Origin of the sequence: Staphylococcus sp. FSL H8-0121 (assembly GCF_038008425.1) — a bacterium.
Taxonomy (GTDB): Bacteria; Bacillota; Bacilli; order Staphylococcales; family Staphylococcaceae; genus Staphylococcus; species Staphylococcus pasteuri.
In genome coordinates this window covers 1,066,188-1,079,239 of sequence record NZ_JBBOZB010000001.1, presented here as the reverse complement: position 1 = coordinate 1,079,239, position 13,052 = coordinate 1,066,188, and the positions used below count along the sequence as shown (strand labels likewise).

The window sequence follows — 13,052 nt, the reverse complement described above, 5'->3', positions numbered from 1 at the left end:
CTGCGGCGAACCCTTGCATAGAGTTCAACACTTTGTCATTTACAGATTTAAAAATAAAAACAGAAGCTGCACCAAGTGCTGTTAATAACCATGTAATGATTCCTGCAATTAAAGCTTGAAAATGAGGAGGCAAATTTTCGAAGAATTCTGCCATAACTAGGTCTCCTTATATCATTTAAGCTTAAAAAGGTGTATAATATATAGAACTGATTTAATCTTAACAAATTTATATTGAAAATTCGATAGTAAAAGGAAGATAAGCATGGAAGCATATAAAATTGAACATTTAAATAAATCCTATGCAGATAAAGTGATATTCGATGATTTAAATTTATCAATATCTGAGCATGAAAAGATTGGTCTCGTTGGGATTAATGGTACAGGTAAAAGTACTTTGCTAAAAGTTATAGGTAATCTAGACGAAGATTTTACAGCCGATATCACTCATCCTAATAATTATCGAATTCGCTATTCATCTCAAAAACAAGATTTAGATGGTGAAATGACTGTTTTTGAAGCAGTACTAAGTTCTGATACACCAACTTTAAAAATTATTAAAGAGTATGAACAAGCTGTAAATCAATATTCAAAAGATCAAACTGACAAACAATTTCAAGTCATGATGAATGCACAAGAAATGATGGATCGCAAAGATGCATGGGATTATAATGCAGAAATTAAAACCATCCTATCTAAACTAGGAATCAATGAGACGAATAAACTCGTTAAAGAATTATCAGGTGGTCAACAAAAACGTGTTGTATTAGCTAAGACTTTAATTGAACAACCTGATTTATTATTGTTAGATGAACCTACAAACCATTTGGATTTTGAATCAATTAATTGGCTTATCAATTACGTGAAACAATATCCCTATACAGTATTATTCGTAACTCATGATAGATACTTTTTAAATGAAGTATCATCTAGAATTATTGAATTAGACAGAGGTAAATTAAAAACTTATCCAGGTAATTATGAAGATTACATCGCAATGCGAGCTGAAAATGAAGAAATTGAACAAAAACAACAAGCAAAGCAAAAGGCACTATATAAACAAGAGTTAGCATGGATGAGAGCAGGGGCTAAAGCAAGAACAACGAAACAACAAGCTCGTATTAATCGATTTAGCGATTTAGAATCTGAAGTAAAACAACAAACTAAACAAGATAAAGCACAGTTAAATTTGGCTTACTCTAGACTTGGTAAACAGGTTTATGAATTAGAGCATGTGTCTAAATCTATCAATGGCAAGATGCTATTCAAAGATATTACTGAAATAATACAAAATGGGCAGAAAATTGGAATTGTAGGACCTAATGGTGCAGGTAAAACGACACTATTAAATATTCTAGCTTCTGAAGAACAATCGTTCGAAGGTACTTTAAAGGTAGGGCAAACAGTTAAAGTTGCCTATTTTAAACAAACTGAAGAAACTTTAGACAGAGATATTAGAATGATTGATTATCTTCGAGAAGAAAGTGAAGTTGCAATGGAAAAAGATGGCACTTCCGTTTCGGTAACACAATTACTCGAACGATTTCTTTTCCCTAGTTCAACACATGGTAAAAAAGTATATAAATTATCAGGTGGAGAACAAAAGCGTCTTTATCTATTACGATTACTAGTACATAAGCCTAATGTTTTATTATTAGACGAACCTACTAATGATTTAGATACTGAGACATTAACAATATTAGAAGATTATATAGATGAATTTGGTGGATCAGTTATAACTGTTAGCCATGATAGATATTTCCTTAATAAAGTCGCGCAGGAATATTGGTATATCCATGATGGAATAATGGAAAAAATAATTGGCTCATTTGAAGACTACGAAGCCTATAAAAAATCTCAAGATAAACAAGTAGCAATCGAGAAACAAGCTACAAATCAATCAAAGACTAAGCCACAAACACGTAAAAAATCTGGTCTATCATATAAAGAACAACGTGAATATGAAGCACTGTTGAAACGAATTGATCAAACTGAAACTAGGTTAGTTGAAATTGATGAAGAAATGGTAGAAGCTAGTGCTGATTATGCAAAAATTAAAGAATTAAACGAAGAAAAAGAACAATTAGAAACAACGTATGATGCTGACATCAATAGATGGAGTGAACTCGAAGAATTAAAAGAACAATAAGGGGAATTTAATCATGCAAGAAACTTTATCGCATTATTTTGGCTACGATACATTTCGACCCGGACAAGAAGAAATTATATCGAAAATTATGGATCATAGAAATGTATTAGGTGTATTACCAACAGGTGGTGGTAAATCTATATGTTATCAAGTGCCTGGATTGATGTTAGGTGGGACTACAATTGTTATTAGTCCATTAATATCTTTAATGAAAGACCAAGTAGACCAATTAAAAGCAATGGGGATTAATGCAGCATTTATTAACAGTAGTTTGACTCAAAAGCAGCAAAAAGAAATTGAACAAAAGTTAATCAATGGGCAAATTCAATTTTTATATGTAGCACCAGAACGTTTTGAAAATCAATATTTCTTGAGTCAATTACGAAAAGTAAATATTCATTTAGTAGCTTTTGATGAAGCACACTGTATCTCTAAGTGGGGACATGATTTTAGACCTAGTTACCAAAGCGTTATTCAGAAAGTGTTCACTCTCCCTCAAGATTTTGCAATTGTTGCATTAACAGCTACAGCAACAGCAGAAGTACAACAAGACATCATGGAAAAGTTAAACATTAACAGTCAAGATGAAGTCAAAACAAGTACGAAACGTCGTAATTTAATTTTCAAAGTTAATCCAACTTATCAACGCCAAAAATTTGTCGTAGATTATGTAACAGATCACGATGAAGAAGCGGGTATTATTTATTGTTCAACACGAAAACAAGTAGAAGAATTACAAGAGGTGCTTGATAGTCATAAAGTAAAATGTACTATTTATCATGCTGGTTTAACGAATAAGGAGAGAGAAGCGGCACAAAATGACTTTCTATACGATCGTGTAAATGTTGTTATTGCTACAAATGCATTTGGTATGGGTATTGATAAATCTAACGTTAGGTTCGTCATTCACTATAATATGCCAGGAGATTTGGAATCATATTATCAAGAAGCAGGTCGTGCTGGACGTGATGGATTGAAAAGTGAATGTATTTTATTATTCAGTGAACGCGATAGAGGGCTACATGAATACTTTATAACAGTATCTCAAGCAGATGATGATTATAAAGAAAAAATGGGCGAAAAATTAACTAAAATGATCCAATATACCAAAACGAAAAAATGTTTAGAAGCAACAATTGTGCATTATTTTGAACCTAATGAAAAGTTAGAAGAATGCAAACAATGTAGTAATTGTATTCAAGAAAATAAAACATATGATATGACAAGAGAAGCAAAGATGATTATTAGTTGTGTGGCACGTATGCGACAACAAGAAAGTTATAGTGTTATTATCCAAGTCCTACGTGGGGAAATAACAGATTACATTAAATATAATGATTATAATCAATTAACAACTCACGGTATCATGAAATCGTACACAACATCTGAATTAAGTCATTTAATTGATGAATTAAGATTTAAAGGATTTTTAAATGAAAATGATGAAATACTTATTTGCGATAAATCAGTTAAAAAGTTATTAAATAATGATACAAAAGTCTTTACTACACCGTTTAAACAAAAATCTAAAGAAAAAGTTTATATCAATACAGTAGAGGGTGTAGATAGAGCATTATTTAGTGAATTAGTTAAAGTTAGAAAGCAATTAAGTGATAAACTAGGTATAGCGCCGGTAAGTATTTTCTCAGACTATACATTAGAAGAATTTGCTAAACGAAAGCCAGAATCAAAACAAGATATGATTAATATTGATGGAGTAGGAAGTTATAAACTAAAACATTATTGTCCTCAATTTTTGGAAAGAATACAGTCTTATAAAACAAGTATTTAACAGAATATATACTGAATAAAATTGAATATAATCAATCCACTCGATGAATTTTAAGGAACATACATAAAATTTATCGAGTTTTTATATTTATTTAAAAAACTAACGAAATAAGAATTTATGTTATAGATTTATTTGATTTACAAAATACAAAAAAGTTAATTATTTTTAATTGTGTTTAAGTATAGAAAAAGGGTATAGTAAACGAAAATGTCTATTAGGTTAGATTAAAGAAGGTGAAGTTGTGATTGAATTTAAGAACGTAACGAAACGATACGGCAATCATGTAGCTGTAGATGATGTGAGTTTTAATATAAAAGAAGGAGAATTTTTCGTATTAATTGGACCTTCAGGTTGTGGGAAAACGACGACTTTAAAAATGATTAACCGATTAATACCGTTAAGTGAAGGATATATTTATTTTAATAATAAACCCATCAGTGATTATCCTGTATATGAAATGAGATGGGATATTGGGTATGTGTTACAACAGATTGCATTATTTCCACATATGACTATTAAAGAGAATATAGCTCAAGTACCTCAAATGAAGAAATGGAAAGATAAAGATATCGATGCAAGAGTTGATGAATTATTAAAAATGGTTGGATTAGAACCGGAAACTTATAAAAATAGAATGCCAGATGAACTGTCAGGTGGACAACGACAACGTGTTGGTGTAGTACGTGCATTAGCAGCAGATCCACCGGTTATTATTATGGATGAACCATTTAGTGCGTTAGATCCAATTAGTAGAGAAAAGCTCCAAGATGACTTAATTGAGCTACAAACAAAAATCAAAAAGACGATTGTATTTGTAACACATGACATTCAAGAAGCAATGAAATTGGGAGATCGTATTTGCTTACTAAATGATGGTCATGTTGAACAAATTGATACACCTTTAGGTTTTCAGCAACAACCACAAAGTGAATTTGTAAAACAATTTATGGGTAACCATTTAAATAGACATAAATCCAAAGTGCAATTAAAAGAATTGAGTATTGATCGTCCACTAGATGAAGTTTCAGTAATGAATAATTATCCTGAAATAAGTAATCAGCAATATTTAGAGGATATTTATCAAACATTGATAGCTAATGAAGCTGTTATAGTTGTTGATGAACAATCACAACAAAAAAACTTGTTAAAGAGAGAAGACGTGTTTGAGTATTTGTCTGTAACAAAGGAGGGTAACGATAATGCATGAATTTTGGCAAACTTTAGGTGAACGTAAAGGACAGTTACTCTCAACGATTATTGAACATATTCAAATTTCGTTTATTGCATTATTAATTGCTACTATTATAGCAGTACCATTAGGTATTTTATTAACTAAAACTAAAAAGACATCAGAGATAGTAATGAATATTGCTGCTGTATTGCAAACTATTCCTTCACTCGCATTATTAGGTTTAATGATTCCATTATTCGGAATAGGAAGAGTACCAGCTATTATCGCACTTGTTGTATATGCGCTTCTACCAATTTTACGTAATACATATACTGGTATAAATGAAGTAGACCCATCATTAGTTGAAGCGGCTAAAGGTATTGGTATGAAACCTATAAGACGCTTAACGAAGGTGGAACTTCCCATTGCAATGCCAGTGATTATGGCAGGGATTAGAACAGCTATGGTATTAATTATCGGTACAGCAACGTTAGCAGCATTAATAGGTGCTGGTGGCCTAGGTGACTTAATTTTACTAGGGATAGACCGTAATGATGCGTCATTAATTTTAATAGGTGCGATTCCGGCAGCATTATTAGCCATTTTATTTGATGTTGTATTAAGATTTATGGAAAAGTTATCGTACAAAAAGCTAATGATTGTTTTAGGTACAATGGTTGTTATTATTATGATTGCAATTATAGTACCGCTATTTGCTCAAAAAGGCGATAAAATTACCCTTGCAGGAAAATTAGGTTCAGAACCTTCTGTTATTACAAACATGTATAAAATTTTAATTGAACAAGATACGGATGATACAGTTGAAGTAAAAGACGGCATGGGCAAGACAGCCTTCTTATTTAATGCTTTGAAATCAGATGATATCGATGGTTATTTAGAATTTACAGGTACTGTTTTAGGTGAATTGACAAAAGAGGATTTAAAATCTAAAAAAGAATCACAAGTATATCAACAAGCTAAGCAAAGTCTTGAGAAAAAATTTGATATGACTATGCTGAAACCAATGAAATATAATAATACTTATGCCTTAGCAGTCAAACGTGATTTTGCTAAGAAACATAACATTAAAACAATTGGTGACTTATCTAAAGTAGAAGATCAATTGAAGCCAGGATTTACTTTAGAATTTAATGATAGACCAGATGGTTTTAAAGCTGTTAAAAAATCTTATGGACTAAACATATCTAATGTAAAAACAATGGAACCTAAACTACGTTATACAGCAGTGAATAAAGGAGACATCAATTTAATTGATGCATATTCTACAGATGCCGAATTAAAACAATATGATATGGTCGTGTTAAAAGATGATAAACATGTATTCCCACCATACCAAGGTGCACCAATGTTTAAAGAGAAATTCTTAAAAGACCATCCAGAAGTGAAAAAACCACTTAACAAACTAGCTGGAAAAATTTCTGATGAAGATATGCAAGAAATGAACTATAAAGTAACAGTGAAGAAAAAAGATCCTTATCAAGTAGCAAAAGATTATTTAGAAAAAGAAGGGCTTTTGAAAAAATAAGCATAACTTAAGTATAACCTTAACGCTAACATGTAATGCATGTTGACGTTAAGGTTTTTTAATTAATGATCAAGATACGTTTTTTGAATTGAAAAGGGCAAACAATCGTACCTAGTTTGATTTATGACATTCGATTTGTTTATAATTAACATTAAGATTTTGAAATTTCAGTCAATTCAAGGAGGCAACGAGATTATGAAAAAACAACTTGATCAACTATCTGCATACCAACCAGGTTTATCTCCTAGGGCACTTAAAGAAACCTATGGAATTAAAGGAGATCTATTTAAATTAGCCTCAAATGAAAGTTTATATGGTCCTTCCCCGAGAGTTAAAGATGCTATAACCAAACATTTAGATGAATTGCATTATTATCCTGAAACAGGTTCACCATTACATAGGGAAGCAATTAGTAAGCATCTTGGTGTAGATGAATCACGAGTATTATTTGGTGCTGGTTTAGACGAAGTGATATTAATGATTTCAAGAGCAATCCTAACACCAGGAGATAACATTGTTACTAGTGAAGCAACATTTGGTCAATACTATCACAATGCAATTGTAGAAGCTGCATCAGTAGTACAAGTACCTTTAAAAAATGGCACGTTTGATTTAGAAGGTATTTTAGATGAAGTAGACGATGATACATCACTTGTATGGCTATGTAATCCTAATAACCCCACAGGAACATATTTCACTCACGATGAACTTTATAGCTTTTTAGCAAGAGTACCTAGCCATGTACCAGTACTTATTGATGAAGCTTATTTTGAATTTGTCACTGCGGATGATTTTCCTGATACGCTAAAATTACAGGAAACGTTTGATAATGCATTTTTATTAAGAACATTTTCAAAAGCATATGGTTTAGCAGGATTACGCGTAGGTTACGTAGTAGCCACTAATGAAGCTATTGAAAAATGGAATATAATTAGACCACCATTTAATGTGACACGTTTATCTGAATATGCAGCTGTAGCGGCTTTAAATGATCAAGCTTATTTAAAAGATATAACTCAAAAAAATGCCTTTGAACGTCAAAAGTTCTATCAAATACCTCAAAGTGAACATTTTTTACCGAGTCAAACTAACTTTGTGTTTGTTAAAACATCTAAAAGTAAAGAACTATATGAAGCTTTATTAAATGTTGGTTGTATTACCAGACTGTTTCCTAACGGTGTCAGAATTACGATAGGGTTCCCAGAACAAAATGATAAAATGATTGAAGTTTTACAGCAATTTGATTACTAAAAAGACGTAATGTCATAACAGTAAAACCTTTTGTCTGGAACATGCATTTGCTATACTTTAGAAATACATTATATTTGAGGAGTAGATTTAATGTCTCGTAAGAAAATTGCAATAGATATGGATGAAGTGTTGGCTGATACGTTAGGTGCGATTATTGATGCAGTTAATGAAAGAGCTAACCTAGGTATTACTGTAGAATCTTTAAATGGTCAAAAATTAAAACATGTTATTCCAGAGCATGATGGTTTAGTGACTGAAATACTTAGAGAACCAGGATTCTTCCGACATTTAAAAGTGATGCCAAATGCACAAGAAGTAGTTGAAAAATTAAACCAACAATATGATGTTTATATAGCAACTGCAGCTATGGATGTACCGACATCATTTCATGATAAATATGAATGGTTATTAGAACATTTTCCATTCTTAGACCCTCAACATTTTGTATTTTGTGGACGTAAAAATATTATAAATGCAGATTATTTAATCGATGACAATCCTAGACAACTTGCTATATTCGAAGGTGAATCAATTATGTATACTGCAGTTCACAATGTTAATAATGATGATTATCGTCGTGTAAATGGTTGGAAAGAAGTAGAAGATTTATTCTTAAATGAAAAATAAAAAACAGGAAGTGGCATATATTCATTTTTTTTAATGAATGGGAGCCATTTCCTGTTTTATTTTATATTAGAAAGCATATTATTGATTATTATTTTGGTTAGGGAATGTGAGTAATTTGATTGCATCAGGTAATACTTCAAGTTCAATAGGTGTTTCTAAGGCAATTTCACCATCGATATCAATTTTCATAGTAGGTTCAGTTGATAGTTTGATTTTCTGACCTGAAATATGATCGATCCCTTGTGTAATTTCATTCCAGTTCATACTGTCACGTTTTTTGAAAATATCATTAAGTATGCTAAAACTTTGATCATCAAAGATAAATGTATTGAGTTTGCCATCTTGAGGAGATAGGTCAGTTAAAGGAATTCTACTACCACCAATATTTGGACCATTTGCTACTAAAATCATTGATGTATTTCCAGTTTTTTCTTTGCCATCTATATTTAAATTAAAATCAAATTTGCTAGGATCCATTAAAGTTTTTACTGTTGAACCAATATAACTTAGTTTTCCGAAGATATCTTTAGAACCATCTTGAACATTTTCAGCATTTTGAACAATTAAGCCTAAACCAACAAAATTTAGAGCATACATATCATTTACTTTAATAACATCGTAAGTTTGAATATGTGAAGATAACAACTGTTGACTAGCTAGCGTATGATTTGGGTTAAGATTTAGTGTTTTAGTGAAATCATTGAATGTTCCTCCAGGGATGATACCAATAGGTAAATCTAAATCATTTTCCATAACACCATTGATTAATTCATTTACAGTACCATCGCCACCTAAAATAAACAGTACATCTATTTGGTTTCCATAATGACCATCTTTAATTGATTGGCAGTAACGTTTAATGTCACCTTCATTTTCGCTTAATTGAATTGAAAAATGTTTACACATAGAACTTAAAGACTTTGTTACTTCACCTAAACCTTGGTAGATATCTTTTAAGCCGCTATGTTCATGATAAAATAACACACCATGATTATATTTATTTGTCATTATACATACCTACTTTCCTTAAGTTCTTATTAATATATTTCAATACCCTAAATTGATGGGCAATAATGGTAAATTTATAGCATTTTTCATTATAAACTAAAAAAGCTATAAGCCGAATTATTTCGACTTATAGCAAATATTGTTTAAATTATCTAATACCTCTCATTGCTTTAACAATTTTTGGTGAGAAGGCTAAAATAATTAAAGTAATGACTATAGCTGAAGTACCTAGGAAAATGAAGTAGTTCGTTTGACCTAATGGATCAATGAGTTTTACCAAAGTACCATTAAATGCTTGAGCAGAAGCATTAGTTAATAACCATAAACTCATCATTTGAGCATTGAATGCTTTTGGTGCTAACTTAACTGCCGCACTGTTACCAGTTGGTGATAAACATAATTCACCGATTACACAAATGATGTAAGACAGAATAACCCAGTTTACTGAGAAATGCGCACTTCCATATAAGTTACCGATTAATCCCATTAAGATATATGAAAAACCAGCTAATCCAGCACCAATGACAAATTTAATAGGTAGACTTGGTTGACGTTTACCTAATTTTTGCCAAATCATTGAAATGACTGGTGCAAATAATAAGATGAATAATGGATTAATAGATTGGAAAATAGTTTCTCCAAAGTTTGTTTTCCATCCTAAAAGATTCAATTTCATATCTGAATGTTCAATACCATAAATATTTAATACGTTTGATCCTTGTTCTTGGATTGCCCAGAACACCATACCTAAAATAAATAATGGTATAAATGCTTTAGTTCTTGAACGTTCGACCTCAGTGACATCTTTACTACGAATCATAACTGTGAAATAAGAAATTGGTAATACAATACCTAATACTAAAACAGTATTACTTACTAAATCGAATGATAATGTATTAGTCATATATGTAACGATTAATACAATGATGATAATTGCTACGATAGCACCAACAATAGCTGAATATTTTTTCTTTTCTGAAGGTGAAAGTGGGTTTGTTGGAGACATACCAACACGACCTAAATTTTTGCGATTAAATAATATATACCATACTAATCCAAGTGCCATACCGATAGCTGCAATTAAGAAACCACCGTGGAAGTTTTTAACATCTAAAAATTGTTGCAAGATAATTGGTGAAATTAAAGCACCGAAGTTAACTGACATATAGAAAATTACAAACCCAGCATCCATACGAGTGTCATCTTTGGTATATAATCTACCAACAATATTAGAGATATTTGGTTTCATCACACCTGAACCTATAATGATGAAGAACATTGATGCGAATAAACCAACCATTGAAAATGGTAAGCTTAAGCAAATGTGTCCGATAATAATGAGCACAGCACCAATTAGTGTGGCACCTCTAGTACCTGTAATTCTGTCAGCAATCCAACCACCTGGAATACAAGACATGTAAATTAAAGCACCGTAAACAGACATAATAGACATCGCGGTCGTTCTATCAATTCCTAATCCATGATTAGCAACTGAGTAGTACATATAGAATAAGAGCATTGCACGCATGCCGTAATAACTAAATCTCTCCCAAAATTCTACGAAAAATAATACACCCAATCCTCTTGGATGCCCGAAGAATCCTGTTTGTGGTATTTCTTGTATTGCTTGTTCATGGGAATTATTGGCTTTCATATATTTATCCCATCCTTTCTTTTCCCGTAACGCTAACGTTAAGTCGTTTTTAAAAATTGTACTATTGAAATTAAGAAGTTGCAATAATATTCAAAAAATTATAAAAAAGAAAATTCAGTCAATTTACTTGTGATTATTTTATGTATAATTCATACAAAGTAATTAATCATTAACTTCTTAAGATTTAGTACTAGTACTATATAAAATACGCTTTAACTCAATAAAGTGCAAGAGTTTTTTGAAAATTAAATAAAAAACTTTAGCACTAAATGAAACATCTTGCGACGACATTTCAAAGTACTAAAGTTTTAACAATAAAATAATTAAGGTATTAACGATTGTCTACATTTTCTGGATACATATCATGGTTCATCATTCTATGTTCAGCCATTTGTTCATATTTTGAATTTGGACGACCATAATTTGTATATGGATCAATTGAAATACCGCCACGAGGTGTGAATTTACCCCATACTTCAATGTAATGGGGATCCATCAAATCAATTAAATCATTCATAATGATATTCATACAATCCTCATGAAAGTCTCCGTGGTTTCTAAAACTAAATAAATATAATTTTAATGATTTAGATTCTACCATTTTAACGTTAGGAATATATGAAATATAAATTGTAGCAAAGTCAGGTTGACCAGTAATAGGGCAAAGAGATGTGAATTCTGGACAATTAAATTTAACAAAGTAATCTCTGCCTTGGTGTTTATTCTCAAAAGTTTCTAAAACATCAGGTCTATAATCAAAATCGTAAGTATTATTTTGATTGCCTAGTAATGTAATATCTTGTAATTCATCTTTTTGACGTCCTTGTGCCAAAAGAATCACTCCTTTAATTAAGATTTAGATTGTTGTTGAGTTGCGTTTGATTCTCGTCTAGCTTTTTCAAACATATAATAACTTGCGCCAATAATTACGACATATCCAAGTGTAGCTAATAAATCAGGTGATTCTCCGAATAATATGAATCCGAACAATGCCGTAAATATAATAGAAGCATAAGTAAATATAGAAATATCTTTAGCTGCTGCGAAACTATAAGCTAATGTGATACCAATTTGACCTACTGCAGCTGATAATCCAGCTCCAAATAAATATAGTAATTGTAAATTACTCATAGGCTCATAAGTAAATATTGTAAATGGTATAAGTACTATTACAGAAAATAAAGAAAAGTAAAAAACAATAGTATAAGGTGCTTCTCTAGTACTTAAAGCACGTACACAAGTGTAGGCTGAAGCGGCAAAGATACCTGAGAATAGTCCAACTAGTGATGGTATGATTGAAGAAGAAAATTCTGGTTTTACTATTAATAGCATTCCTAATATTGCTACAACCATCGCTGTAATTTGATATTTACGAATTTTTTCATTTAAGAAAATCAAACTGAATAAGATTGTCCAAAAAGGATTGAGCTTCATTAAAGTATCAGCATCACTGAGCACCATATGGTCAATTGCGTATATATTGAACAATACGCCAATCAATCCAAGTGCGGATCTTGAAATAAGTAATGGTTGACTACTTAACTTTCCGAACATAGGCTGCTTATATTTATATATGAAGAATAATGGTATAAACATAGCAACTAAATTTCTGGCTAAAGACTTTTGAAAAACAGGTAAATCACCTGCTAATCTGAAAAATACAGACATAAAGCTAAAGCCTACTGCAGAAATTAGGATTGCAATAATACCTTTAATTTTAGGATTCAATACTATCGCCTCATTTATAAAAATTTAACGTTACTATAGTAGCATAAATGATAGGGTTATGCATAAAAGACTTGATATTTTGGAACAAAGATTATACAATAACAATACGAACATACGTTCTATAAAGTT

The 13,052-nt window shown here is 31.1% G+C and carries 10 protein-coding genes and 1 pseudogene; 6 read left to right on the top strand and 5 right to left on the bottom strand.

Going from position 1 to position 13,052, the window contains the following annotated elements; all coding sequences use genetic code 11:
- A pseudogene (locus tag LFT63_RS05350) lies at window positions 1-154 on the bottom strand (ZIP family metal transporter); the annotation flags it as partial.
- 102 nt (window positions 155-256) lie between these two features.
- Here LFT63_RS05350 and LFT63_RS05345 point away from each other — a divergent pair.
- The 6 genes from LFT63_RS05345 to LFT63_RS05320 all read left to right on the top strand — a co-directional run bounded on the left by LFT63_RS05345 (window position 257) and on the right by LFT63_RS05320 (window position 8,533).
- Window positions 257-2,146 carry an ABC-F family ATP-binding cassette domain-containing protein gene (locus LFT63_RS05345; protein ID WP_176745286.1) on the top strand — a complete coding sequence of 630 codons (1,890 nt, stop codon included), beginning with the start codon at window positions 257-259 and terminating at the stop codon, window positions 2,144-2,146.
- Window positions 2,147-2,156: 10 nt separating this feature from the next.
- The gene (gene recQ / locus LFT63_RS05340; protein ID WP_029056466.1) at window positions 2,157-3,938 is read left to right on the top strand and encodes a DNA helicase RecQ; all 1,782 of its coding nucleotides are present in this window, start codon (window positions 2,157-2,159) and stop codon (window positions 3,936-3,938) included.
- A 241-nt stretch (window positions 3,939-4,179) separates the two neighbouring features.
- Window positions 4,180-5,145, top strand: coding sequence for an ABC transporter ATP-binding protein (locus LFT63_RS05335; RefSeq protein WP_017636668.1), 966 nt, complete (start codon window positions 4,180-4,182; stop codon window positions 5,143-5,145).
- Window positions 5,138-6,655: an ABC transporter permease/substrate-binding protein gene (locus LFT63_RS05330; protein ID WP_154895373.1), complete on the top strand. Its 1,518-nt coding sequence runs from the start codon at window positions 5,138-5,140 to the stop codon at window positions 6,653-6,655. Before LFT63_RS05335 ends, LFT63_RS05330 begins: the two co-directional genes overlap by 8 nt.
- A 195-nt stretch (window positions 6,656-6,850) precedes the next feature.
- Window positions 6,851-7,906: a histidinol-phosphate transaminase gene (hisC, locus tag LFT63_RS05325; RefSeq protein WP_029056469.1), complete on the top strand. Its 1,056-nt coding sequence runs from the start codon at window positions 6,851-6,853 to the stop codon at window positions 7,904-7,906.
- 90 nt (window positions 7,907-7,996) lie between these two features.
- A complete protein-coding gene (locus LFT63_RS05320; protein WP_029056470.1) occupies window positions 7,997-8,533 on the top strand; it encodes a 5' nucleotidase, NT5C type in 537 nt (178 codons plus the stop codon).
- A 78-nt stretch (window positions 8,534-8,611) separates the two neighbouring features.
- Here the strand turns inward: LFT63_RS05320 and LFT63_RS05315 are convergent, their stop codons facing one another.
- The 4 genes from LFT63_RS05315 to LFT63_RS05300 all read right to left on the bottom strand — a co-directional run bounded on the left by LFT63_RS05315 (window position 8,612) and on the right by LFT63_RS05300 (window position 12,923).
- Complete coding sequence (locus LFT63_RS05315; protein ID WP_017636672.1) at window positions 8,612-9,541, bottom strand: diacylglycerol/lipid kinase family protein; 930 nt, start codon at window positions 9,539-9,541, stop codon at window positions 8,612-8,614.
- A gap of 148 nt (window positions 9,542-9,689) precedes the next feature.
- Window positions 9,690-11,195, bottom strand: a complete 1,506-nt coding sequence (locus tag LFT63_RS05310) for a peptide MFS transporter (RefSeq protein WP_029056471.1) — start codon at window positions 11,193-11,195, stop codon at window positions 9,690-9,692.
- Between the two features lie 331 nt (window positions 11,196-11,526).
- A complete protein-coding gene (gene queF, locus LFT63_RS05305) occupies window positions 11,527-12,027 on the bottom strand; it encodes a preQ(1) synthase (protein WP_029056472.1) in 501 nt (166 codons plus the stop codon).
- A 17-nt stretch (window positions 12,028-12,044) separates the two neighbouring features.
- Complete coding sequence (locus LFT63_RS05300; RefSeq protein ID WP_340768187.1) at window positions 12,045-12,923, bottom strand: DMT family transporter; 879 nt, start codon at window positions 12,921-12,923, stop codon at window positions 12,045-12,047.
- Window positions 12,924-13,052: the final 129 nt, after the last annotated feature.